Below are 24,489 nucleotides of genomic sequence, written 5' to 3'. Positions count from 1 at the left end.
ATTTAAATCTTTTTTAATATGAACAATTGATCTGCAACACCATAACATTTCTTTTCTTTATTTAACCAAATGTAACGAAAAGAAACATTTGCTCTCTCTCCTTCAAATTTAGGAAACTCAACTTCATACTGATAAACATCATTTGTGCCTTTTCTTTTTACACTCTTAACTTCTTGTTTCCACTGTATTACTTTGCCATCAATTTGTTCAATCCGCCCCAAAAGATACGTTGGTTTTTTCTCATTCGTAACACCCGTTAAAAAAACATAATAATTTTCTGGTATAACTCCTGACTTTAAATTTTTATCTGAAAGCCTATCTTCTATTGCAATATCATTTCTATCTATTTGTCCTTGAAAGAAATCATTACCATTTTTATTCCCCGAAAATACTTGTTCATAAATAGTATTTTTATTAATTTCTTGCAACTGAGTACTTTTCAAATTATCTTTTTCCGTTAAAGTATCTTCAACATGTACAATAGGTTCATCTACTTTCTTTTGACAAGAAACTAAGAAACTAATACTCAATATAAAAAAACAAACTAAAATATATTTTGAAAGAAACCTCATTACAGCTCCTCCTATTTTAAAAATGAAATAGCAGGAAAAGTCGTATAATCCGGATTTGAAACTATACGACTTTTTCTAGCACTATAAAATAAATAATTTCAATTTATAATTTCTAAATCAATATTCAGTGTAAGGTCCACTAGGTCTTACACTATCAGGACTCCAAGCAGTAGGATAAGCATTATTTTCTCTAGAATAACCACCAAATCTCACAGGCACATTTTTCCCATGGTTTTCATATGCATAATTTTGAAAAAGATATGTTCTACCTGGTATCACTGTTCCTTCATGCTTACCTGAAACATTTACCCATTTTCTATCTTCTGCATTTTTATTTTTATCTGCTTCTGTCCAAACATTGAAGGAACCTCCGCCCTTCTCACTGCTCTTCACACGCATATACATAGAGGTAGGCGTCTCTTTAGGACGTGCATTAGTATAATCATATGGACTCCAAAGTCTAAAGGTAAAATTCACATGGTCATCCCTTGTACTAGCCTTAGCCGGTTCGGTTAAAGCGAAAGTACTAGCTAAAATACCTAACGATAAAACAGATCCAAACCTAAAACGACTTTTTTTCTTAATGCTCACTAAAAGCACCTCCGATAATTTGTAGCATTATATTGATTTTATTTTTCCACTGAATGAATAAAATCAATATAATGCAATATTATGGTAACAACACCTCAACACACCTTCAATGGATTTCAGAATATTTAATATTACTTTTACACTTGCGAACATTTTGTTAAATTTTCAAAAACAATAATATACTCCTAGCAAAGAATTACTTGTAAAGATAGCTACATTCCTATGCTTGTTCCAAATAATAACGAGTAACTCACTTCTCTAAGTTTTGAATTTTCTCATGCGATTTTAACGAAATAATGCCTAAAATCACTTCTTAATGAAATCGGCTCCTTACAAAGCTTTTTAACCTTGCTGCGAAAAATAAAAATACAAAAAAAGCGCAGCCATTTCGGCTACGCTTTTGAATTATTATTTAGTTTCAATTAAACCATATTTCCCATCTTTACGGCCATATACAACGTTAGTTTCATTTGTATCAGCATTTGTGAAGACGAAGAAATTATGTCCTAGCATATCCATTTGTAGGATTGCCTCTTCAACGTCCATCGGTTTTAAATCGAATCGTTTTGTACGTACAAGTTCTAGTTCATCCTCTTCTACCTCATCCAGAACAGCTACTGCTTCTGGAAGGATAAAGTTCGTTTTCATAGAACCTTTCTCACGTAACTTACGATTTACTTTTGTTTTATGTTTACGAATTTGTCGCTCAAGTTTATCAACTACTAAATCGATAGCAGCGTACATATCGCTATTAGTTTCTTCTGCACGAAGTAATAAATCAGTAAATGGAATTGTTACCTCGACACGTTGCTTGTCAGAGTATACTTTTAAATTAACTTTAATCTCTGGGAATGTATCAAAATAACGCTCTAACTTACTTAGTTTTTTCTCTACATATTCCTTTAATGCTGGAGTTACTTCAATATTTTCACCACGAATGTTGAATTTCATAGATGAATTCCTCCTTTCAAGCCTATGTACTATAATTTCGACACCGGCTTAAAAACTCCTTCTAACTTTTTAAAAAAAATTAGTGGAATTGCGATTTTTTTATCGTTTTTTGTTGAAATGAAAAGATGCATCGTTTCTATCTTTATTTTATCCTATTAACATCGTGAATAACGAATATAACTGTGGACAATTCGTTACAGAAAAGAAACAACTTTTTGACAACTCATTTTATAACAAAAACCCCTTGCAAAAAAACAAGAGGTTCTACCATATATATAACGTTGCCACAAGCGCAGCTTTCTCTTCCCAAAAACAATATACCTACAGTTTTACAACATTAGCTGCTTGCGGTCCACGTGCTCCCTCTACAATATCAAACTCAACTTGTTGCCCTTCTTCCAATGACTTATATCCATCTTGTTGAATAGCAGAAAAATGAACAAACACATCATCACCGTCTTCACGCTCAATAAACCCAAATCCCTTTTCTGCATTGAACCATTTTACTCTTCCTTGCATGTTCATTCCATTCCCTTCACTCTAAAAATCAGGGCATTTGCCCCATAATTTCACTATAACGAATGACAACTTACGAAGTCAAAGAAGACTTATCGTCTTTTTATTATCTCTTTCGACAGTTACAGATCAACTTCTACAGAGCGTCAAACTAGAAACTTCGCTTGCTCCTTTATCATAGAAAAGACTTCCAATTTGTCTCACTGTAATTCCTGTCGTATATACATCATCAACAAGTAAAATATGTTGACCATGAAACATCTCTTCTCTCTGAAAATAAAAAGGATTACTTCCCGAAAGCCTTTCTTTACGCGACTTCTTACTTTGCTTTTCTGTTTCCTTCCTTCCTAATGATGAATAAAAATTTTTGACAGGCAAACAAGCTGCTAATAACTCTGCTTGATTAAAACCTCGTTCATATTCCCGTTCCCTACTAAGCGGAACAGCAATAACAGTTGAAACGTCCGTAAAATACTTTTGAAATAACTCCCGAAAAGATTGATAAAAAATACGAACTAACTCCGCATCACCTCGAAACTTAAATTGCGCTAGTATACCTTTCATATCATCATTGTACACGTACAACGAACGATTTTTAAAAGGACGATATCCTTCCTCATTCCTCCATCTTACACAGTCCATGCAAATGTCATTTTCTTTATATCGAGTAGGTAAGTCATCTAAAGGACGACCACAATCCATGCAAATTCCTCCTATAATATAGGAAAGTTTTTGCTCACATCTATCACATACATATTTTTTTGGGGACTTTACAAAAAAGGTGTACCAACTAACTGTTTCCACCATATATTCATCACAAAGTAAACAATGCATTAATCGATCAATCCTTGTTCTTTCGCATTTTTGTTCATACTTTGAATATGTTTTTTCGCGCGTACCATTGCCTCTGTCTTACCGTAATGAAAATACATAACCTCACCATATGGCTCTTCAAAACTACGCCCCGCTCGGCCTGCAATTTGTACGAGCGCACTCTCTGAAAAAATTTCTTCTTCAGCTCCTAACACAGCCACTTGTAAGTTCTTCACAGTTACTCCTCTTTCTAAAATTGTCGTTGTAACTAATAACGGAATGTCTCCCTTTCTGAAAGATGCTACTTTTTCTTTTCTCATCGAATCTTCTGCATGCACGCCATCGATTCTATTATCCAACCCTTTCAACAACTGACTTATTTCTTCTATATATCGCACATGAGGAACAAATAAAAAAATAGGATACTTTTTGTTTAAGTTCATTTTTAACCATTGTAGTAACACACGAGGAATTTTTTTATGATGGAGGCTTTTCTTCCAATTTCCGCACCAACTAAATAGAGGAACTGGTAACGGGTGACGATGGTATCTTCCCGAAACAATGATACCTTTTTGTTTCCCTCTTCTGAAATTACGCTTCCACTTTTCATCAGGGGTTGCAGTTAAATAAATACGCGCTGCTTTCTCTTTCATTGCTTGCCTAACTGCATACTGTAACATTTGATCTGCATGATACGGGAAGGCATCAATCTCATCTACAATCATCACATGAAACGCTCTATAGTAACGTAACAGTTGGTGAGTCGTTGCAACGACTAACGCTGCATCTTTTTTATGATCTACACTCCCTCCGTATAAAGCAGCTACAGTTATACTTGGAAACACTTCTTGTAATCTCGGCGCTAATTCCAGTACAACGTCAGTCCTTGGCGTTGCGATACAAACTCTTTCTCCTTTTTGGAGCGCCTCTTCTATACCGTAAAATAACATTTCTGTTTTTCCAGCCCCGCACACAGCCCAAATAAAAAAAGATTCTTTCTGCTTAATCGCTTCTATAACTCCTTGCGCCGCCAACTCCTGACCAATCGATAAAGCCCCATTCCACTGTAATGGATTTAGCTCCCTGTCTCCGTTTCTTTCATGAATCCCGCGAACAAGTACAGTACATTCGCTAACTCTCCCCATCGTGATACACTTCCGGCAATACGCACATGCTTTACCGCACCTTTTACATAAAAATGATGCAAATAGCCGCTGCTCTATATTTCCGCAGCGCTGACATATATATTTAGAAGTATTCTTTGTTATACCTTGTACACATACAACCTCTCCCTTCTTTTTCAAATCACTTAATTCTCTCCGTAAATCTGAAGAGAGTTCTTCTAATAGCAACTGTTTTCCAGCAAGCATTAGCAATCACCTCCAGCACTACTATAAGCCTTTCTTATAATCTCGTAAAAACGCAAAAAAGCCGATAACCTACTTATAAAATAGTAAGCTATCGACTTTATACACGTTTTTTATTCAATTATAATCCTATAATCTACCGTAACCTAAGAAATGTTTTTGGTTGTAAGAGCTATTTACGCTACCGTAAGTAACACCTGTTGATTCATCAGCAGCATGAATCATTTGACCGCCACCAATATAAATACCAACGTGAGATACGCCTGTTCTGTAAGTACCTTGTAAGAAGATAAGATCTCCTGGTTTTGCTTCAGATGCGCTAATCTTTTGTACAGAGTTCCATAAACCTCTAGTATCTTGACGACCTAAACCGTAAACATAAGAGATTAAACCACTGCAGTCAAATCCACCATTTGAAATTGACGCACTACCCCATACGTATTTTAAACCTACTAAGCCTTTAGCTTTTTCAACAACATCTTGTCTTCCGCCACCATTGTCAGCTGGTACTACTGGGGCTGGTGTTGCTTTTTTCTCTTCTTTTTTCTTAGGCTCTTCTTTTTTATCTTGTCCGTCATTGTTTGCTGGAGCTGCTGGCTCTGCTTGTGTTTGTGCTGGCTGAGCTGGAGCCTGTGACGGTTGTGCTGGAGCTTGCGCTTGTGCTTGTTGTGCAGCTTGTTCTGCTTGTTTTTGAGCAGCAACTTCTTGTGCTGCTTTTTCTTGTGCTTCTTTTTCAGCAATTTGCTGTAATTTTAATGCCTGTTGTTCAAGCTCCTTCAATTGTTCTTCCGTACTTGTCATTGAAGTTACAACTGTATCCATTTTACCGCTTAAATCGTTTACTGCCGCTGCTTTTTTCGCTTTTTCAACATCAAGTTCTTTTTTAGCAGTTTCAATTTGAGCTTGTGCTTCTTTTAATTCTTTTTGCTTTGTTTTTACCGTTTCAACATCTTTTTTCACGTTCGCTTGATCTTCTTGTTGTGTTTTCATGATGTCTTCGTCAGACTCAAGAATTTTAGAAACTGAATTTAAACGATCAACTAAATCTGCAAGATTTTTAGAGTTTACAAGAACTTCTGTTACAACGTTTGTGTTTGGTTGCTCTTGAAGTGCAACTAAACGTTTTCTTAATAACTCCTCACGTTTTGCAATTTTCGTTTGTAATTCTGCAATATCTTTATTTTTCTTTTCGATTAATTGCTCAGTGTCCGCAACTTTTTTCGTTGTTTCATCAAGCTTTGCAGCATTCTCTTGAACAGACTTATCTAAACCTTGAATTGTTTTGTTTAAGTCATTCATTTGTTTTTGTAATTCATCACGTTCTTGTTGTTGTTTATGTAAAGTGTCATTTTGTGTATTAATTTGTGATTTCACGTCAGAAATTTTATCTTCAGCAAATACATTTGGTGTTAGTCCTGAAAACATTAACCCTGCCACTAATGCGCAAGATGCCATTTTTAGCTTTTTCATTTTATTTTTTACACCGCTTTCTTTTTTCTTTTTCCGTATATAACCTATAAAATTTATACCATAATTCGGGATTTTTTTTGCTAATGTTACGCTTTTGTAAAACAAATGTAATATTATATGTAACACCATCGCAAAATATGCATATTTTTGTATATATGTGTAGAGTTTTAAAAGGTTTTTATAAGCAAAGAAAAAAACGCAAGGTTTCCCTTACGTTTTATTAAATATACTAATACGGATGAAATCAAAACGTTATTTCATCCATTTCTCAGCCCAATTTTGGACTTCATCCATAACACTTTCTAACGCTTTTCCCTTGTCCGTTAAGCCGTACTCGATTCGAACTGGTACTTCTGGATAAACATTACGAACTACAATGCCTTCGCTTTCCAATTCCTTTAAACGCTCTGATAACATACGATCGCTCATATTCGGTATAATATCTGCGATTTCTCTAAAACGTTTTGACTCTTCCAGCAAAGATTTAATAATTAAGCCAGTCCATTTCTTACTAAGCAAAGTAAAAGCTGACTCAAACTTTGGACATAAACAAGAATTATGCTCCATATGTTTCACCTCTCTTCTATTATAATATAGTTTCTTGTAAAAAGTAAGTTATAAAACTTTCCTCATTATTTTATTTTACGTACATTTTACCATTTCCAAATATTAACTTGTCAACTTCACGTAAAATATCCGTAAAAAAACCCTCTTCCGAAAGAGAGCTTTTTATATCTTTATTACTTCGTATACCATCCAAGACCTAATGCACCTTCACCTAAATGCGTTCCAATTACAGCACCGAAATAACCTGTGCGGATTGTAACATGAGGATATTTTGCTTCTAATTCTGCCTTCCATTCATTCGCTTCCTCTTCACGTTGTGCATGAATGATAACTGCTTCCATAGGTACACCTTTACTTGCTTGCTCATCAAAAATTTCAATGATACGTTTTAACGCTTTTTTACGCGTACGAATCTTTTCAAACGGGATAATGATTTTGTCTCTAAAATATAAAACCGGCTTTACTTGTAACAGACTACCGATGAAAGCTTGCGCACTATTTAATCGGCCTCCACGTTGTAAATGGTGTAAATCATCTACTACAAAATAAGCGTCCATCGTTTTCTTCATTTCATCAAAACGGGCGATAATCTCTTTTGGATCCTTCCCTTCGCTTGCTAGCTTTGCACCTTCACGCACGTAGAATCCTTGTACTTCACAACTAATTTCAGAGTCGTACGTATATACATCAATACCCTCTACCATTTGACCAGCTGTCGTTGAAGTTTGATATGTACCACTAATCCCACTTGAAAGATGAATGCTAATAACTGCATCATAATCCTTAGATAATTCTTCATATAGCTCAACAAACTTTCCGATTGCTGGTTGAGAAGTTTTTGGAAGTTCTTCTTGCTCACGTACTTTTACATAAAAATCATCTGCTGAAATTTCAGCTTCTTCTTGATAAGATTCCGTTCCAAACACAACGTTTAATGGAATCATATATATATTGAGTTCATCACGAATATGCTTCGGTATATATGCTGTACTATCAGTAACAATAGCTGTTTTCATTTTCGTACCTGCCTTATAAAAAAGTTTTTATTTCCTAATTTTACACGAAAACTAAAAATGGTGCATCCATACATGAAAATGCGGGTTTGAAATTATACTCATCATCTCGACAAATTACAACAAAAAGGTAAAACACTCACCAAAAATTTCAGCTTATTTATAAAAAATGTTTGAATATAAAAACGCCCGCTTTTAAAATGTAAAGTACTAGTCATTTTGATGGATAGGAGCGTATACAAGTGTTATTACAATATTTAACAATAAAAGACTACGGTGAACACGAAATTGTTATTCAAAAATCAAGATTCATCTGTTATGTTAGTCGTGCTACAACCGAAGAAGAGGCTCAAGAATTCATACAAAAAATCAAAAAACAAAACTGGAATGCAACACATAATTGTTCTGCTTATTTAATTGGCGAACAAGATCAAATTCAAAAAGCAAATGATGATGGTGAACCTAGCGGTACAGCTGGCGTACCTATGTTAGAGGTACTAAAAAAACGCGGTTTAAAAGATACCGTCGTTGTCGTTACCCGCTATTTTGGTGGCATCAAACTGGGCGCTGGTGGATTAATTCGCGCATATGGAAAATGTACAAGCGAAGGCATTAATCATGTCGGTGTTGTCGAGCGAAAATTAATGCGTGTTATGCAGACCGAAATTGATTACACATTACTTGGTAAAATTGAAAATGAATTACGCAATTCAAAATATGCTATTAAAGATATACATTACCTCGAAAATGTCACATTTGATACGTATGTAGAAGAAGATGGAAAACAACCATTCACGGATTGGATGATTGAATTAACAAATGGGAAATGTACAATTACAGAAGGAGATATGTTGTACTTAGAACAAGATGTTATCTAAGAATAAATACTGTATCGCCTTTAAAGATTAATGTAGTGAATTACTTTCCTACAAATGAACTAAGGAGATTATATATGGAAGAACGTTATTATCATCTCCAAAATAGCAGAATAAAAAAGAAACGAAGAAGAAAGTTTTTCTACTTCCTTATTTTCTTATTTTTATTTGGTAGTGTAGGACTTTATATATTAAATTCCTACTCTTCTCTCATGGGGATGTATAGTGGTTTTACTCGTGAAAAATCGGATTTGAGAACCGAAGATGTAGAAATTACAAAGGAGCCTTTTACACTCCTTATTATGGGTATAGAAGATTATGCAACAGACGGCCAAAATGGTCGTACAGATTCATTAATGTTTGCGACAGTCAATCCGAAAACGCAAAAGATTTCGCTTATGAGTATTCCTCGGGATAGTCGCGTTCCAATTGTCGGAAAGAATAAAGAGGACAAAATTAACGCTGCGCATGCTTACGGCGGAGAAGAAATGGCAATCAAAACTGTCGAAGGTTTTCTAAAAGTGCCTGTCGACCATTATCTTAAAATTGATTTCCAAGGCTTTAAAGGTATTGTTGATGCTGTTGGCGGTGTTACTGTTGATGTCCCCTTCGATTTTTGGGAGCGTTCAGACGTGGATTACTACAAAAAAATCGAATTTAAGCAAGGACAACAAGAATTAAATGGTGAAGAAGCACTCGCTTACGTTCGTATGCGAAAGCAAGATCCGAATGGTGACTATGGCCGGGCTGCTAGACAGAGACAATTACTAGCTGCTGTTGCTCAAAAACTAAATTCCACCTCTACCGTATTTAAAATTAAAGATTTGACAGCAGTCGTTGGAAAATATATAAAAACTGACATTCCTATTTCAGATGGCCTTGCTCTTTACAAGAAACTTTCTGGGTTTGATCCTTCCACAATACAAACACTCAAACTTGAAGGAGAAGACAAAAAAATAGGTGGTATTTATTACTTCCTTCCAGATCCAAACGGTGTTGAGGCAGTACGTAACGAAATTAAAAAAGAACTAGGAGAAAAGGTAACCACGCAAGAAAATTCAACAACAAAAACGGAATCCACTCCTTCTTCAAATTCGAACTCTAACGAGAAAGCGAAGAAAGAAACGAATCAGAATCAGAACAAAACACCAACTGATCCCCCTCCTTCTACGAATGCTCATGCAGAGTGGATTATGAGAAATCAGCAATAAAACAGCCAAATCGCATGCGATTTGGCTGTTTTTTTATTTATTAAAATGTTTTAAGATTGCTTCTACAATACGCTCTGATGCGCGGCCATCACCGTACGGATTAGATGCTTTTGACATCTTATCATGAGCTTCTTTGTCTGATAACAACTCATCAGCAAGACTAAAGATTGTCTCTTCGTCTGTTCCCGCTAATTTCAACGTACCTGCTTCAATACCTTCTGGACGCTCTGTTGTATCACGAAGAACAAGAACCGGTACACCTAATGACGGAGCTTCCTCTTGTACACCACCAGAATCAGTTAGCATTAAGTATGAACGAGCTGCAACATTGTGGAAATCAATTACATCTAGCGGCTCAATTAAATGAATGCGGCCATGATCGCCTAAAATATCATTTGCAGTTTCACGAACAACAGGGTTCATATGAACCGGATACACAACTTGTACGTCTTCATGCTTATCAACAAGACGCTTAATTGCACGGAACATATTACGCATTGGCTCTCCTAGGTTTTCACGACGGTGAGCTGTCATAAGTACAAGACGATCACTTCCAAGTTTCTCTAGTACAGGATGACTATATGTTTCTTTTACAGTCGTTTTTAGTGCGTCAATCGCTGTATTTCCTGTTATGAAAATACGTGATTCATCTTTATTTTCTTTCTGTAAGTTCGTTGCTGATTTTGCTGTAGGTGAGAAATGAAGATCTGCCATTACACCTGTTAATTGACGATTCATCTCTTCTGGGTATGGAGAATATTTATCCCATGTACGAAGTCCTGCCTCGACATGACCTACTGGAATTTGATTATAGAAAGCAGCTAAGCTTGCGATAAACGTTGTCGTCGTATCACCATGTACAAGTACGATATCCGGCTTTGCTTCTTTCATTACTTTATCCAAACCTTCTAAACCACGCGTTGTAATATCGATTAAAGTTTGGCGATCCTTCATAATATTCAAATCGAAATCTGGTGTAATTCCAAAGATACTTAATACTTGGTCTAACATTTGACGATGTTGTGCTGTTACAGTCACAATCGATTCAATTTTCTCTGGATGCTTTTGCAACTCTAATACAAGAGGTGCCATTTTAATTGCTTCTGGACGTGTCCCGAAAATTGTCATTACTTTTAAACGTTCAGTCATTTCATTGCCTCTTTTCTTTCACTAGTTACAAATCCTATTATGACATATAAGAATATACATGAATACATACCTTTTTAACGAATAACGGAAAAATCCCTCTTATGAATACTTTCTCTTCCAACAGAATAATAATCTATTCCTTGTTTCTTAACATCCTCATTAGTATAACAATTTCTTCCATCAAATAAAATAGGTTCTCTCATAAGTTGTACGTACTTTCCTAACGGATACGTTCGGATAGCCTCCCATTCTGTCACGATAAAAGCCGCACTCGCTCCTCTAATCGATTCATCTATACATTCGCTATATTGTATAGCCTCTCCAAAGATATTTTTCATATTTTGAATCGCCTTCGGGTCATATAGCACTATGTCTGCACCTATATTCATTAATTCTTGTATCATAATAAGGGACGGTGCGTCTCTTATATCATCTGTATTCGGTTTAAATGCTGCTCCCAGCACTGCAATTCGCTTCTTGTTCATATTTATTACTTTCTTCGCTTTCTCAATCAATAATAGCTGTTGTTTATTATTTACTTCAATGACGGCTTTTAACAAACGAAAATCATGTGCCACATTCCCTGCAATTTGCACAAGCGCTTTCGTATCTTTCGGAAAACACGATCCCCCGTAACCAATGCCCGCATTTAAAAAAGACGACCCAATTCTCTTATCCATTCCCATTCCTTTTGCAACATCTAATACATTAGCTCCTACCTTCTCACATATATTTGAAATTTCATTGATAAAACTAATTTTTGTCGCTAAAAAGGCATTCGATGCGTATTTAATCATCTCTGCACTTTTTATATCTGTAACATACGTTTGCAAATGTAATTTACTATATAAATTCTCAACTTTTCGCGCCGCTTCCTCATTATCAGCTCCAATTACAATACGATCTCCCTGAAAAAAATCGTAAATCCCTGAACCCTCCCGTAAAAATTCGGGATTCGATACAATATGTAATTCATGCCTATTTTGTAATGTCTCCTCAATCCATCCCCTCATAGCACCATTCGTCCCTACAGGAACAGTACTTTTTGTAACAACAATAATGTCTTTAGTCGCATATGTTCCAATATCAAAACATGCATTTTGAATATATGTTAAATCTGCTGTCCCATCTAATAACGATGGCGTTCCAACTGCAATAAATATAAATTCTGCATCATGAAATGCTTCTTCTTTACTTGTTGTAAAAGTTAAACGATTATTCTCACACGCATCATGTATTAATTCATATAAGCCAACTTCATAAATAGGCAGATCCCCTTGTTTTATCCGTTCAATTTTCTCATCATTTATATCAAAACATGTAACCGAATGTCCCAATACTGCCAATCCTACTCCTGTAATCAATCCAACGTATCCGGTACCTATTATCGTAATTTTCATTTCCTTTTCGCACAGGAATATACAATAGAAAATATACGAATACATAGAATTTCCCCTGTGCTTCCCCCTCTCACATTAAAAATGAGAAAACTTTTTTACTTCTTTATTATATGAATTGCTTTCTTCATTCTTTTTTAAGTTTTTGTAAAATTAAATATTGTCCATAAAACAAATAGAAATTTTACCGAGATTAAAGTTGCACATTCAGGCTTGAAAAATTCCCACATTTTAACACGGAACTTACTCATTTCTACGTGTAACACTTATAATATTGAAATAAAATTATTCGCTATTAAAGAGAAAGAGAAAATGTCATATTTCAAAGCCCAATACGATTAACCTTCTCAAACGATTCAACATTCTGTATACCATTGTCATATATTCTATCTGCTTCCATTTACCATAAAACGAAAAAAAGATTGAATTCTAATCTTTTTGTGATACCATATGTTATGAGCCTGTAAATAAACATCATAATTTTCAGATAAATATATTAAAAAAAATTACGTTAGACTATAAAAGGGTGGGGTATTAATGGACTCACAAGTGATTTATGCCATTTTGGCATCTTTCATCACTGTACTCGTCGTTACTCCTTTAGTTATTAAGTTAGCTTTTAAAATAGGAGCAACAGATAAGCCAAACGCGCGTAAAGTGCACCAAAAGATTATGCCTCGTCTTGGCGGGTTAGCAATATTTATTGGTGTGGCTGTTGGATTTGTTGTCGGTGGCTTATATGAACAAAGAATGTTATCGATAACGCTAGGTGCGATTATCATTGTAATCATCGGTATTTTAGATGATATGTACGAGTTATCTGCGAAGGTAAAATTCGGTGGACAACTATTAGTTGCCATTATGATTGTAAAAAGTGGATTATTAGTGCAAGTATTATATATTCCAATCCTCGGGGATACTGAACTTGGATGGCTTGCTTACCCAATTACAGTATTTTGGATTGTAGGTATTACAAATGCAATCAACTTAATTGACGGCTTAGATGGATTATCCGCTGGTATTTCATCTATCGTACTGGCAACGCTAGCATACATGGCCTTCACTAGCCCATGGGGTACTGGAACGGCTATCATTTTACCGCTAGCACTAATTGCACTTGCAAGTACAATTGGATTTTTATTCTACAACTTCCATCCAGCAAAAATTTTCATGGGAGATACAGGAGCACTATTTTTAGGATACTGTATTTCTGTTATATCGTTACTTGGATTATACAAAAGTGTAACGTTATTCAGCTTTATCGTTCCAGTTATCATTTTAGGCGTACCTGTATTTGATACGGCATTTGCAATTATCCGTCGTATCGTAAATAAAAAACCTATTTCAGCACCAGATAAATCGCATTTACATCACCGTTTACTTGCAATGGGCTTCTCACATCGCAAAACGGTACTAATTATATACGCGTTTGGTATCTTCTTTAGCGTAAATGCTATTATTTTTACTAGTGCAACATTATGGTTATCCATTATTCTTCTTTTCGTTTTAATCTTCTTTACAGAAATTATTGCTGAAGTAATTGGACTTGTACATGAACGTTACAAACCACTTATTTCCTTTTATAAAAAAGTGAAAAAACGCGAAGACTAATTGTAGTATAGCCTTTACTATTATGAAATATTCAAATAGCATCCTCTTTCTTATAAGAGGATGCTATTTTTTATTCATTATTTTACATTTCCAAAATATAGCTTGTTTGAGAGTTCCACTATTGGAGAAAGATATACATAATAAGAAAAGGATTATATTTTCTTTTTTACATCTTGATTGTCAAACTGAGGGTGAATGTTATGATCAAGCGAGTATTTCAATACATTATTTTATTTTTAACGATTACTATGTACGCGTCATCTCATGCAGGAGCGACTACCATTCCCCCTGCTGAACATCATCCAAATACCGAAACTACCTCTTCTACCAAAAAAATCGCGTACTTAACATTTGATGACGGACCAAACAAATATACTACGCAAATTTTAAACATCTTAAAAGAAAAGAACGGAAAAGCAACTTTCTTTGTTATTGGTGGAAAAGTGCCACATTATAAAAAGACAATGCAACGATTAATTAAAGACGGACATTATATCGGGCTTCACAGTATGTCACATGATGTAAAACGCCTTTACACCGGTGATCCATCTGCTTTAATTACAGAGATGGAACAAACACAAAGCATCGTTCAGCAAGTTACAAAATTAAATTCACATCTCGTTCGTGTCCCGTATGGTAGCATGCCTTATTTAAAAAAGAATTACCGTGATGCACTTGTATCAGCCCAGTATAAAATGTGGGATTGGACAATCGATACATACGACTGGAAAAGCTATGATAACCCTTCTGCCATACTAGAAAGGGTACGTAATCAGAGCGATGAACAAGTCGAAGTAATTTTAATGCATGATTCGAGTGTAACCGTACAAATACTGCCACAAGTAATTGATTACTTACAGTCACAAGGATACAAGCTTCTTCCCTATAATCCATCTTCTCATCTCGAAGTAAACTTTTGGAAAGACACAAGATTGTAACAGCTTTAGTGCCTATGTGCTAAAGCTGTTTTATTTTTCTCTTCCCACCCTTCCCATTTTTGTGTAAAATTTTAAATAGTGATGAAGTTTCGAGGTGAATAGAAATGAAACGAATAGATCTCATTTTTAACGCAATACAAAAAAGCAATTATACAGAAGGTGTAACTGCATCAGAACTCGCTACCCTGTTGCAGCTAGATCGAGCCAATGTAAGTAGCGACTTAAACAAACTCGTAAAAGATAAACGTTTATTAAAAACAAATACGCGTCCTGTTCGTTTTTATATAGAAACGAACACTTCGTTGGAAACGCATTCAAAAGAAGCAACTTCATTAGATACATTTGCAGTTGAAAATACGAGCCTTAAAATCGCAATCGAAAAAGCGAAAGCTTCTATTCTCTATCCTCCAAACGGTATGCATACTTTACTGCTCGGAGAAACAGGCGTCGGAAAATCCATGTTTGCTTCTTTAATGCACGAATATGCAATTGAAGTTGAACAGCTTCCTAAAAATGCACCATTTATCGTCTTTAACTGTGCTGATTATGCAAATAACCCACAGCTACTACTCGGGCAATTATTTGGGATTAAAAAAGGAGCGTATACAGGGGCAAGTGATCAAAAAGGGTTAATTGAAAAAGCACATGAAGGGATCCTTTTCTTAGATGAGGTACATCGCCTTCCTCCAGAGGGACAAGAAATGCTTTTCACCTTTATTGACCGCGGAGTATATCGCCGCCTTGGAGAAACAGAAAACGAACGTAAAGCACAAGTATTGATCATTACTGCAACAACAGAAGAACCAAATTCATTTTTATTAAAAACATTTACAAGACGTATACCAATGACTGTCACGCTGCCACCACTTCGTGAGCGTACACATAAAGAACGTTTTGCTTTACTGCAACTATTTTTCACAAATGAAGCAATTCGCTTGCGAAAAGAAATTCACGTTAGCCCGAATGCAATGCGTGCTTTCGTCTTTTACAATTGTCCTAATAACATCGGCCAATTAAAAACGGATGTACAAATTGCCTGTGCGAAAGCCTATTCTGACTTCGTGACAAAGAAACGTGATTCTGTCTATGTTTCAAGCACAGACTTACCTTGGTATATGAAAGAAGGACTATTCATTGAAAGAAAGAGCCGTCATCTATACCAAATACCGAATGAAACATTTATATTTACAGGTGATGAAGGTTGGAGTAATCATAAAATAGAAAATGAAAAACAGTCTTCTATTTACGATTATATTGACTATAAATATGAAGAACTTCAAGCTCGTGGTATTGAAGAGGAAGAATTAGAATTACTAATAGAAAATGATATTCAAAGCTTTTTCGTACAATATTTTAACCAAATGTCAAAAAAGACAAGTCATGAAAATGTTTTTAAAATTGTAGATCGTAATATCGTTTCCGTTTGTGAAAAAATTGCTGAACTTGCTGAAAAACATTTATCCAAAACGTTCGATGAAAAAGTATTTCTCGCTTTAAGTTTACATGTACAGACAACTCTACAACGTTTACAGGCCGGAAAACAAATTCATCACCCGCAATTAAATCAAATTCGTACGAAATATAAAGAAGCTTTTTCCGTAGCTATGCAATGCATTCAACTACTGGAAGACGAATTACAAATAACAATGCCTATCGATGAAGCAGGCTTTTTAACAATGTTCTTCGTTGTTGATCCAATTCCTGCCTCACAAACAGAAGTAAAAGTATTAATATTAGCGCACGGCAACGGCATAGCAACAGAAATGGCAAACGTCGCAAATGAACTGCTCGGCATTGACGAAGTAACCGGTATCGATATGCCGTTACATGAATCGCCGAAAGATTTCTTAGAGCGTGTGAAAGTGTATATGAAAACACTCCAAAATGTAAACGGGCTTCTCTTACTCGTTGATATGGGATCTCTCGCTTATATTGGTGATATATTAGAAACTGAGTTCAAAATTCCAGTGCGTGTTCTTTCCATGACAAGCACTCCACATGCACTAGAAGCGGCTCGAAAAGCTCAGCTTGGCTACTCGTTAGATGCATTATATGAAACGGTGAAGAACTTAACACCGTTTTACTTAAACGTACAAGAAGAAAAGAAAAAACCACTATCACCAATGAAATCTGTTATTTTGACAGCTTGTTTAACTGGGGAAGGCAGTGCTTTAGCTATTCAAAAAATGTTGGAGAACTATTTGCGATTTGACAAAGACTTAATTGAAATCATTCCGATTAGTATCGTCCATGAAAAAGATTTAACGAAAATGATTGAGAACATAAAAAAAGAGCGGAACATTATTTGTATCGTCACGAATTTCGATGTACAAGTGCCATGCTTAACGTATCATTTCCAAGACATTGTAAACTACACAGCGATTCAGCCAATTCAAGAATTAATTACGTATGAAGAAACATATGCAAAAATGGCTGATATCCTGGAACAACAAATGCAGCGTAACGACGGAGCATTACTTATCAAAACAATTCGTTACGCATTAAATACAATTCAAGAATTAATTTCCTTACAGCTAACTCCTGACAGTTTAATGGGTGTTATTCTGCATATGAGCTGTATGGTTGACCGTCTTCAAAAGGGAGAAAGCCTTCTCCCTCATCCAGATAAAGAGAAACGAAGACAAGATGAATACTGGATGTATATGAAAGTAAAAAAAGCATTGCAGCCAATTGAAAATACATTTGAAATACAAATACCTGATGACGAAGTGTTTTATGTTATGGACTTCTTCATTAAAAATCAGCCTGTAAAAAATTAATCGTGGCAGTTTTTTAGTATATCGATCTTAACTCAGATTTTATCGGCGATTTTCAAAATATATCAGCGCAACTCGAGTTTTATCAGCGATTTTCAAAATATATCAGCGCAACTCAGGTTTTATCGGCGATTTTCAAAATATATCAGCGCAACTCGAGTTTTATCAGCGATTTTTCTAATATATCGATTTACCGTCAATAATCGCTAAAATTCGCACCTTATAACAGAAAAGGCTGTTCAATATGAACAGCCTTTTTGCTACTTCTTTACTTTCCTAATTCTCCCCCTTATTTCACCCTTCTTATGGGACTTCGTATAAACATTTACATATACATTCGCCTGAATGATTTCTTGCAATAAGCTATCAAACGCTCGCCCCTGTAAAGGCCCTTCAAAATCCCCCACATTAACTACACCAGTGACGACTCCTTCATTAACACTAATACCTTGCTTTAACGGACCAAATAAACTTAAAACAATTGGACCAATTTGATTTGCTTTCCCTAAATGAATTTGGCATGATGTAACTTTTTCGATGTTTTTCAATATGACCCGATATTGCAACTTCTTTAAATCCTCACTAAATATAAACTCTGCTACGCCATAAGCTTCTGTATTTACAGGAGGTATTTCCCTCTTACCTGTTAACCTCGCAAAGAAATGTGTTGTCATACGGGCATTCTCCTTATATAAATTTCCCAGCACTACTTCTACTACTTTATGGTTTATACATAATCATTTATGACTTTTTCAAGTGTTAATTACGAAGAAAAGATTCACATAATCTTTACATTAGAATCGTTCCTTTTGCTTTACTACCTCTTGTATAATGCACTTAGAAAAACATTCTAGGAGGTCGTTTTGGAAAATAACAAATACACTTTTCACACATTATTAGAGATTTTTCTCGTCTCATTTAAATTAGGACTTACTTCGTTTGGTGGCCCCGTCGCCCATCTCGGCTATTTCCACCACGAATATGTACAAAAAAGAAAATGGATGGATGAACGAATCTATGGAGATTTAGTAGCACTATGTCAATTCCTACCTGGTCCTGCTAGCAGCCAAGTCGGTATGGGCGTTGGATTATTAAGAGGCGGGGTATTCGGAGCTATTATTTCATGGATTGGGTTCACTTTACCGTCTGTGCTTGTTTTAGTTTTCTTCGCCTCATTCCTTAATCAGTTCGACCTTGGAAGTACTGGCTGGATTCATGGACTAAAACTTGTAGCAGTCGCTATTGTCGCTCATGCAATATGGGGAATGGCGCAAAAATTAACGCCAGACCGAAATCGTGCGACGATTGCAATTGCAACTGCCTCAATCGCCCTATTATGGCCAAGTAGCTGGACACAAGTCACTCTCATTATCATATCTGGCTTTATCGGCTGGCTTTTATATCGCAACCAACCAATTAGTCAATCTCAACATATAAAAGTACCTATTTCAAAAAAGATAGCAGTTTCTTGTCTCGTCTTATTCTTCGGACTATTACTACTGCTACCAATATTAAGACCGTTCTCTTATTACATCGCTTTATTTGATAGTTTCTATCGCTCTGGCGCACTTGTATTTGGAGGCGGACACGTCGTCCTCCCCCTTCTTGAAGGTGAGTTCGTACAAAACGGAATGATGACGAAAGAACAATTCCTAGCTGGATACGGATTAACACAAGCAATGCCAGGACCACTATTTACATTCGCCTCTTATATAGGAGCAGTGTTAAACGGGACGCTTGGTGCCATACTTGCAACAATTGCGATCTTTCTTCCTGCTTTCTTACTCGTTATTGGTGTTTTACCCTTTTGGGACAGTGTGAGAAAAATATCTTTCATACAAGGCGCACTACTTGGAGTCAATGCGGCCGTTGTCGGTATTTTATTAGCAGCTTTTTATGACCCGATTTGGACAAGCACGATTATGAACGCTGTAGATTTTGTTTTTGCATCTCTTCTATTTTGCTTGCTCGCTTTTTGGAAAACACCACCTTGGGTTATCGTTATACTTGGAGCCTTTGGCGGATATATTCTATCCATTTTGTAAATAAAAAAAGACGGCATAATGTAGCCGTCTTTTTTCTATTAAAACTTTACAAGCTCTATTCCTTCAGGCAACTCACTCTCTGTTAAAATACGCAATTCTTTCACGCGATCCATTACGTAAGAAGAACGCTTCACAAGCTCTGGGTCAATATAAGCTGGATGAACCATAATTTCTACCGTTTGTTCACCTTGTACTCTTTCTTTTAACTTCACGAAGTAATCTTCCGTCACACCATCTGCGTAAAAGTCACTGTAAAATACGTCAGAAAATGGGCGTACTGCTCGCTCTTCCTCACAACGACGGATCGGAACATTATATGTAGCCGCTAATCTCTCAAGAACATCGTGCAAAATCGGTAATCCGTGCACATGGTGATGACTATCTAAATGAGTTGGCGTTAATCCGTAAGATAAGAATTTCTCAATTTGAGCAGTCCATTCTCGCTCGACTTCCTCTGGATTTACTTTCCCTTCCCATACGATGCTTTGTTTATGAAACAATCCATCGCTACTTACAAGTGACGGTACATCTCCAAGAAGCGGTTTCCCTGCCGTTAATACGAGATGTACGCCTACCCCTAACGTTTTATACTCTTTTGCTAAGCGTACCGCATGCTCTGTTCCTGGCATATTCATCATCATCGTCGTTGAATTTACAAGTCCATTTATATGTCCATCAATAATGCCGTAATTTGTACCTTCTGTAAGACCGAAATCATCTGCATTTACAATTAACTTAATCATTGTAATACCTCCTAATAGGATAAAAAAAAGCGGGCTAAATAGCGCCGCTTTTATTTCTCTACCTTTTTGAAGAACTGCGGAAGATATTCTTTATGCGCTTCCAACATTTCATCTAAAATTTGTTTTGCCACTTTATCTGATGGTACAAGTGGGTTAATTGTCATAGCAAGCAGCGCTTTATGATAATCCCCTGTAACAGCAGCTTCAATTGTTGTGCGCTCGAATGATTTAATTTGTTGTACTAAACCGCGAACTGGTACCGGAAGATCTCCAACTGCAATTGGTTTTGGACCTTCTTTCGTAATAATACAGTTCACTTCAACAGCCGAATCATGTGGCAAGCTTGCAATTGTTCCGTTGTTTCGTGTATTAACAGGCTGGATATCACCTTTATTATTATAAATAGACGTAATTAAGCTACATGCTGCGTCACTATAATAAGCGCCTCCACGTTTTTCTAATTGTGGTGGTTTAATATCTAAATTCGGGTCTTTATATAACTCGAATAAATCATCTTCTAATTGTTTTACTACTTCTGCACGTGTACCTTTTTCAACCGAAGCTTCTTTCTCTTCTTCTAGCATTTCACGTGTTTTGTAGTAGTAACGATGGTATGGACATGGAATTGCACGAAGGCCGCGAATAAAGTCTGGCTCCCAGTTAAGCGCAGCGATATTTTCCATCGTAATTTGCTTTTCTGGATCTGTTACAAGTTCTAACACACGATCCATTACACTTACGCCATCTAAGTATACGTCTAATCCATATACCATGTGATTTAAACCTGCAAAATCAACGTGAACACGACTTGCATCTACTTCAAGCAATTTTGCAAGACCCATGCGGATTCCGATTGGAACGTTACATAGACCAACTACTCTTTGAATATTTGTATAACGAAGAACAGCTTCTGTTACCATACCAGCTGGATTTGCAAAGTTAATTAACCATGCATTCGGACAAAGCTCCTCCATATCCTTACAAATATCTAAAATAACAGGAATCGTTCTCAATGCTTTGAATAAACCACCAGGACCATTCGTTTCCTGACCGATTACATCATATTTTAACGGGATTGCTTCATCTTTTGCGCGAGCTTCTAATAAACCTACGCGAAGCTGCGTCGTTACGAAGTCAGCATCTTTTAATGCTTCGCGACGATCAAGCGTTAAATGTACCTCAATTGGTAAACCAGATTTTTTTACCATACGTTTCGCTAAGTTACCAACGATTTCTAACTTTTCTTTTCCTGCCTCAATATCTACTAACCAAATTTCACGAACAGGAAGCTCATCATAACGTTTAATAAATCCTTCAATTAACTCTGGTGTATAACTAGATCCACCGCCGATTGTAGCAATTTTAATTCCAGTCATGCTTTATTCCCCTTTCGCTTCAAGCTTTTTATAAAGATCGATAAACTCTGTTGCTAATTCTTTTACTGTAATCGCATTCATTAAATGATCTTGTGCGTGAATTAAAAGAACACTAATCTCTGTTTTTTCTCCTCTTGCTTCTGATTGTATGAGCTCTGTCTGGAAATGATGCGCTTCATTAATCGCTTCTTTCGCCTTTACCATCGCTTCATCAGCCTCTGCCATTTTCCCCTGTTTGGCAAATTGAAGTGCCTCCATCGCAAAGCTTCGTGCATTACCACTATTTAAAATCAATTGGAATGGAATTTGTTCTGCTGTAGTCATCATAATTACCGCCCTCTCTATTATCGTTCAACCGACTTACATACCCCTTCAGTTTGAACATTTCTATTAAAATATTAATTTATGAATGATAGTTTGGTGTTTTTGTAGATGGATCTCATCTTTTTGAACATGATATAAAGGTGATTGTCCTCACAGATAGTGTTATCTGTGAGAACAATTACTGTGTTACATAGGTACAGAGTTGTTATTTCCTTGTGCTGCTGCTTTTTCAGTACGAACAACAGAACGATCGCATAATACAACGAATGGATAATAGATTACCATCGCAATTACAAAGTTGAATAACTGTAGAATTGCGCCTGAAAGATGCCCACCTGTTACAAGATAACCACTAATAATTGGTGGTGTTGCCCATGGAATCATCGCAACTGTTTTTGGTACCCAACCAATAGATATAGCTGTATAAGAAGTAATTACTAATACGATTGGTGTTATGATAAACGGCAAGAATAAAACTGGATTTAAAATAATTGGTGTACCAAAGATTACTGGTTCGTTAATGTTGAATGCACCTGGACCAATTGATAAGCGAGATACACCGCGTAATTGTGCACTTTTTGCTACAAGTAATACAACTACTAAGAACGCTAATGTTGCACCAGAACCACCCAGATATACGAAAGTATCAAAGAATGGTTTTGTAACAATGTTTGGAACATCAAATGCAGATGTACCACCTTGGAATAACTTCATGTTTTTCTCTAATGCCGGTAAGTATAATGGCTCAATAATACCACCAACGATATTCGGACCATGTAAACCGAAGAACCAAAGAAGATGAACAAGGAGTACAATGACAATTGCACTTGGTAATGTCCCTGCTAAACTTTGCAGTGGTGATTGAATCGTATTAAAGATAAATTCATGAACACTTGTACCAGCTAATTTCACTGCTAATTGAATACCTGCAACTACTGTTAAAATAACAAATGCTGGAACTATAGCTGCAAAAGATCTTAAAACTGCTGGTGGTACTCCATCAGGCATTTTAAAAGTAATGTTTCTTTGTACGAAGAAACGGAATACTTCAGTAACAAGGAGTGCCACAATAATTGCTACGAATAACCCTTGTGCACCTGTCCAAACTAAGTTCAATCCGCCTTCTTTCGGTGTTGTTGGCGTAAGAATAATTAACGCACCAAATGAAATAATACCTGCTGACAAACCATCAACGCCGTAAGATTTTGCTAAGTTATAACTTGTTGTAAATGCTATGATTAGTGCTAGAATCGCGAAAGAACCAGTCCACATTCCACCGCCAACTTGTTTCCACGTTTCACCAAACAAACCTTTCATGAAATCTTGGAAAGCTTCAGATGGAAAACCATTAATTAGTGATGCCAGTGCACCAACTAAAATAAGTGGCATAACTGCAATAAATCCATCACGGATCGCAGCTAAGTGACGTTGCGATCCGATTTTACCAGCGACAGGAACAATATATTTCTCCATAAATGCAATAAACTTTTGCATTTTGCTTCCCCCCTAATTATTTTTTAAGTGTTAATGCGTGATCTAAAACTGCTTCTCCATTCATCATGCCGTAGTGCATTGGATTGATAACGTCGATTCCAACATTTCTCTCATCAGCAAGCGTTTTCATTGAAGACAGCATGTAACGAACTTGTGGTCCTAGTAATAATACATCTGCTTGATCGATATTTGTTTTTACTGCATCCCCAGATACAGCCCAAATCTTTCCTTCTAGACCGCGAGCTTTTGCAGCCGCTTCCATTTTTGTAACTAGTAAACTTGTAGACATCCCTGCTGAGCAACATAATAAAATATTCATTTGAAAATCCCCCTTGTGTAGTATAAAAAATTTATATTTTATTTATTTTTCTTTACGCTATTTATTAATGCAATTAGCGTGCCAACTTTTTAAAACCACTAAAATCAGCACTTTTTCGACTATTTTCTTTGTGTGTTAACGCTTTCAATTAGTGTGTCGATCAAAAAACACACAGTGTGTTATAAAACAACACGCTTTTAACACATAACTGTATGAAAATAGATTAGTGTTTAGTTGTCTAGTTGTGTTTAAAACAAAAAAAACACTAAAAAATTTTTTTAGCGTGAAAATCTATTAAAAAAACTCCTCTATCTATTGTCCAAGCAAACTCTACTAAATCACATAGAATAGAGTAAAGTAACTCAATTCG

At 36.0% G+C, this 24,489-nt stretch carries 23 protein-coding genes; 6 read left to right on the top strand and 17 right to left on the bottom strand.

Translation table 11 applies throughout. The features are described from left to right. Positions 1-2 precede the first annotated feature (2 nt). The 9 genes from PDQ40_RS15905 to PDQ40_RS15865 all read right to left on the bottom strand — a co-directional run bounded on the left by PDQ40_RS15905 (position 3) and on the right by PDQ40_RS15865 (position 7,863). Entirely contained in the window at positions 3-572 is a 570-nt protein-coding gene (locus tag PDQ40_RS15905) for a hypothetical protein (protein WP_001211766.1), read from the bottom strand. A 117-nt stretch (positions 573-689) separates the two neighbouring features. Next, a complete protein-coding gene (locus tag PDQ40_RS15900) occupies positions 690-1,163 on the bottom strand; it encodes a hypothetical protein (protein ID WP_000023379.1) in 474 nt (157 codons plus the stop codon). Positions 1,164-1,571: 408 nt separating this feature from the next. Further along, on the bottom strand, positions 1,572-2,114 hold the full coding sequence (gene hpf / locus PDQ40_RS15895) for a ribosome hibernation-promoting factor, HPF/YfiA family (RefSeq protein WP_000671190.1): 543 nt from the start codon (positions 2,112-2,114) through the stop codon (positions 1,572-1,574). 321 nt (positions 2,115-2,435) lie between these two features. Continuing rightward, positions 2,436-2,633: a cold shock protein CspC gene (cspC, locus tag PDQ40_RS15890; RefSeq protein ID WP_001162041.1), complete on the bottom strand. Its 198-nt coding sequence runs from the start codon at positions 2,631-2,633 to the stop codon at positions 2,436-2,438. Positions 2,634-2,759: 126 nt separating this feature from the next. Next, complete coding sequence (locus PDQ40_RS15885; RefSeq protein ID WP_025991713.1) at positions 2,760-3,464, bottom strand: ComF family protein; 705 nt, start codon at positions 3,462-3,464, stop codon at positions 2,760-2,762. Further along, complete coding sequence (gene comFA / locus PDQ40_RS15880) at positions 3,464-4,813, bottom strand: ATP-dependent helicase ComFA (protein WP_000879439.1); 1,350 nt, start codon at positions 4,811-4,813, stop codon at positions 3,464-3,466. The genes PDQ40_RS15885 and comFA overlap by 1 nt, the downstream gene beginning before the upstream one ends. Positions 4,814-4,939: 126 nt before the next feature. After that, positions 4,940-6,385 (bottom strand): C40 family peptidase, encoded by a 1,446-nt coding sequence (locus PDQ40_RS15875; RefSeq protein ID WP_000499501.1) that lies wholly within the window; start codon positions 6,383-6,385, stop codon positions 4,940-4,942. Between the two features lie 147 nt (positions 6,386-6,532). Further along, a complete protein-coding gene (locus PDQ40_RS15870) occupies positions 6,533-6,847 on the bottom strand; it encodes a winged helix-turn-helix transcriptional regulator (RefSeq protein WP_000400857.1) in 315 nt (104 codons plus the stop codon). Between the two features lie 173 nt (positions 6,848-7,020). Next, positions 7,021-7,863: a DegV family protein gene (locus PDQ40_RS15865; protein ID WP_000844764.1), complete on the bottom strand. Its 843-nt coding sequence runs from the start codon at positions 7,861-7,863 to the stop codon at positions 7,021-7,023. 239 nt (positions 7,864-8,102) lie between these two features. Between PDQ40_RS15865 and PDQ40_RS15860 the strand changes: the two genes are divergently transcribed. Continuing rightward, positions 8,103-8,738, top strand: coding sequence for a YigZ family protein (locus PDQ40_RS15860; RefSeq protein WP_000926683.1), 636 nt, complete (start codon positions 8,103-8,105; stop codon positions 8,736-8,738). 74 nt (positions 8,739-8,812) lie between these two features. Continuing rightward, positions 8,813-9,946: an LCP family protein gene (locus PDQ40_RS15855; protein ID WP_000392770.1), complete on the top strand. Its 1,134-nt coding sequence runs from the start codon at positions 8,813-8,815 to the stop codon at positions 9,944-9,946. Positions 9,947-9,979: 33 nt separating this feature from the next. Here PDQ40_RS15855 and wecB read toward each other — a convergent pair whose 3' ends face one another. After that, a complete protein-coding gene (gene wecB / locus PDQ40_RS15850) occupies positions 9,980-11,095 on the bottom strand; it encodes a non-hydrolyzing UDP-N-acetylglucosamine 2-epimerase (RefSeq protein WP_000140134.1) in 1,116 nt (371 codons plus the stop codon). A gap of 74 nt (positions 11,096-11,169) precedes the next feature. Next, complete coding sequence (locus PDQ40_RS15845; protein WP_000287649.1) at positions 11,170-12,540, bottom strand: UDP-glucose dehydrogenase family protein; 1,371 nt, start codon at positions 12,538-12,540, stop codon at positions 11,170-11,172. A gap of 489 nt (positions 12,541-13,029) precedes the next feature. Here PDQ40_RS15845 and PDQ40_RS15840 point away from each other — a divergent pair, with 489 nt between their 5' ends. The 3 genes from PDQ40_RS15840 to PDQ40_RS15830 all read left to right on the top strand — a co-directional run bounded on the left by PDQ40_RS15840 (position 13,030) and on the right by PDQ40_RS15830 (position 17,821). After that, entirely contained in the window at positions 13,030-14,103 is a 1,074-nt protein-coding gene (locus PDQ40_RS15840; RefSeq protein WP_000378309.1) for a glycosyltransferase family 4 protein, read from the top strand. Positions 14,104-14,303: 200 nt separating this feature from the next. Beyond that, positions 14,304-15,041: a polysaccharide deacetylase family protein gene (locus PDQ40_RS15835; protein WP_000597163.1), complete on the top strand. Its 738-nt coding sequence runs from the start codon at positions 14,304-14,306 to the stop codon at positions 15,039-15,041. Positions 15,042-15,145: 104 nt separating this feature from the next. Further along, the gene (locus PDQ40_RS15830) at positions 15,146-17,821 is read left to right on the top strand and encodes a PRD domain-containing protein (RefSeq protein WP_000820982.1); all 2,676 of its coding nucleotides are present in this window, start codon (positions 15,146-15,148) and stop codon (positions 17,819-17,821) included. 257 nt (positions 17,822-18,078) lie between these two features. On the opposite strand, the gene exsM is transcribed toward PDQ40_RS15830, so the two are convergent. Then, positions 18,079-18,492 (bottom strand): exosporium regulatory protein ExsM, encoded by a 414-nt coding sequence (exsM, locus tag PDQ40_RS15825; protein WP_000207029.1) that lies wholly within the window; start codon positions 18,490-18,492, stop codon positions 18,079-18,081. Positions 18,493-18,681: 189 nt separating this feature from the next. Here exsM and PDQ40_RS15820 point away from each other — a divergent pair, with 189 nt between their 5' ends. Next, positions 18,682-19,863, top strand: a complete 1,182-nt coding sequence (locus PDQ40_RS15820; RefSeq protein ID WP_000429774.1) for a chromate transporter — start codon at positions 18,682-18,684, stop codon at positions 19,861-19,863. A gap of 38 nt (positions 19,864-19,901) precedes the next feature. Here the strand turns inward: PDQ40_RS15820 and chbG are convergent, their stop codons facing one another. From chbG to PDQ40_RS15795, 5 genes are all read right to left on the bottom strand, one after another. Continuing rightward, positions 19,902-20,606, bottom strand: a complete 705-nt coding sequence (gene chbG / locus PDQ40_RS15815; protein ID WP_000593475.1) for a chitin disaccharide deacetylase — start codon at positions 20,604-20,606, stop codon at positions 19,902-19,904. Positions 20,607-20,656: 50 nt separating this feature from the next. Continuing rightward, the gene (gene celF / locus PDQ40_RS15810) at positions 20,657-21,982 is read right to left on the bottom strand and encodes a 6-phospho-beta-glucosidase (protein WP_000145749.1); all 1,326 of its coding nucleotides are present in this window, start codon (positions 21,980-21,982) and stop codon (positions 20,657-20,659) included. A gap of 3 nt (positions 21,983-21,985) precedes the next feature. Beyond that, positions 21,986-22,309 carry a PTS lactose/cellobiose transporter subunit IIA gene (locus PDQ40_RS15805; RefSeq protein WP_000989053.1) on the bottom strand — a complete coding sequence of 108 codons (324 nt, stop codon included), beginning with the start codon at positions 22,307-22,309 and terminating at the stop codon, positions 21,986-21,988. A gap of 183 nt (positions 22,310-22,492) precedes the next feature. Then, positions 22,493-23,800: a PTS cellobiose transporter subunit IIC gene (gene celB, locus PDQ40_RS15800; protein ID WP_001168828.1), complete on the bottom strand. Its 1,308-nt coding sequence runs from the start codon at positions 23,798-23,800 to the stop codon at positions 22,493-22,495. A 16-nt stretch (positions 23,801-23,816) separates the two neighbouring features. Continuing rightward, entirely contained in the window at positions 23,817-24,119 is a 303-nt protein-coding gene (locus tag PDQ40_RS15795) for a PTS sugar transporter subunit IIB (RefSeq protein WP_001023569.1), read from the bottom strand. Between the last annotated feature and the right edge of the window lie 370 nt (positions 24,120-24,489).

It is taken from the genome of Bacillus cereus group sp. Bc061, from assembly GCF_027715825.1.
GTDB lineage: Bacteria > Bacillota > Bacilli > Bacillales > Bacillaceae_G > Bacillus_A > Bacillus_A paranthracis.
Note: the sequence above shows the minus strand (reverse complement) of the source record. Positions and strands in the feature narration are given on the sequence as shown.

What these genes read in the sequence shown, in the direction of transcription:
- PDQ40_RS15905 (WP_001211766.1), bottom strand. Translation starts at nt 572, where the DNA reads ATGAGGTTTCTTTCAAAATATATTTTAGTTTGTTTTTTTATATTGAGT.
- hpf (WP_000671190.1), bottom strand. Translation starts at nt 2,114, where the DNA reads ATGAAATTCAACATTCGTGGTGAAAATATTGAAGTAACTCCAGCATTA.
- cspC (WP_001162041.1), bottom strand. Translation starts at nt 2,633, where the DNA reads ATGCAAGGAAGAGTAAAATGGTTCAATGCAGAAAAGGGATTTGGGTTT.
- PDQ40_RS15885 (WP_025991713.1), bottom strand. Translation starts at nt 3,464, where the DNA reads ATGCATTGTTTACTTTGTGATGAATATATGGTGGAAACAGTTAGTTGG.
- comFA (WP_000879439.1), bottom strand. Translation starts at nt 4,813, where the DNA reads ATGCTTGCTGGAAAACAGTTGCTATTAGAAGAACTCTCTTCAGATTTA.
- PDQ40_RS15870 (WP_000400857.1), bottom strand. Translation starts at nt 6,847, where the DNA reads ATGGAGCATAATTCTTGTTTATGTCCAAAGTTTGAGTCAGCTTTTACT.
- PDQ40_RS15865 (WP_000844764.1), bottom strand. Translation starts at nt 7,863, where the DNA reads ATGAAAACAGCTATTGTTACTGATAGTACAGCATATATACCGAAGCAT.
- PDQ40_RS15855 (WP_000392770.1), top strand. Translation starts at nt 8,813, where the DNA reads ATGGAAGAACGTTATTATCATCTCCAAAATAGCAGAATAAAAAAGAAA.
- wecB (WP_000140134.1), bottom strand. Translation starts at nt 11,095, where the DNA reads ATGACTGAACGTTTAAAAGTAATGACAATTTTCGGGACACGTCCAGAA.
- PDQ40_RS15845 (WP_000287649.1), bottom strand. Translation starts at nt 12,540, where the DNA reads ATGTATTCGTATATTTTCTATTGTATATTCCTGTGCGAAAAGGAAATG.
- PDQ40_RS15840 (WP_000378309.1), top strand. Translation starts at nt 13,030, where the DNA reads ATGGACTCACAAGTGATTTATGCCATTTTGGCATCTTTCATCACTGTA.
- PDQ40_RS15835 (WP_000597163.1), top strand. Translation starts at nt 14,304, where the DNA reads ATGATCAAGCGAGTATTTCAATACATTATTTTATTTTTAACGATTACT.
- PDQ40_RS15830 (WP_000820982.1), top strand. Translation starts at nt 15,146, where the DNA reads ATGAAACGAATAGATCTCATTTTTAACGCAATACAAAAAAGCAATTAT.
- exsM (WP_000207029.1), bottom strand. Translation starts at nt 18,492, where the DNA reads ATGACAACACATTTCTTTGCGAGGTTAACAGGTAAGAGGGAAATACCT.
- chbG (WP_000593475.1), bottom strand. Translation starts at nt 20,606, where the DNA reads ATGATTAAGTTAATTGTAAATGCAGATGATTTCGGTCTTACAGAAGGT.
- celF (WP_000145749.1), bottom strand. Translation starts at nt 21,982, where the DNA reads ATGACTGGAATTAAAATTGCTACAATCGGCGGTGGATCTAGTTATACA.
- PDQ40_RS15805 (WP_000989053.1), bottom strand. Translation starts at nt 22,309, where the DNA reads ATGATGACTACAGCAGAACAAATTCCATTCCAATTGATTTTAAATAGT.
- celB (WP_001168828.1), bottom strand. Translation starts at nt 23,800, where the DNA reads ATGCAAAAGTTTATTGCATTTATGGAGAAATATATTGTTCCTGTCGCT.
- PDQ40_RS15795 (WP_001023569.1), bottom strand. Translation starts at nt 24,119, where the DNA reads ATGAATATTTTATTATGTTGCTCAGCAGGGATGTCTACAAGTTTACTA.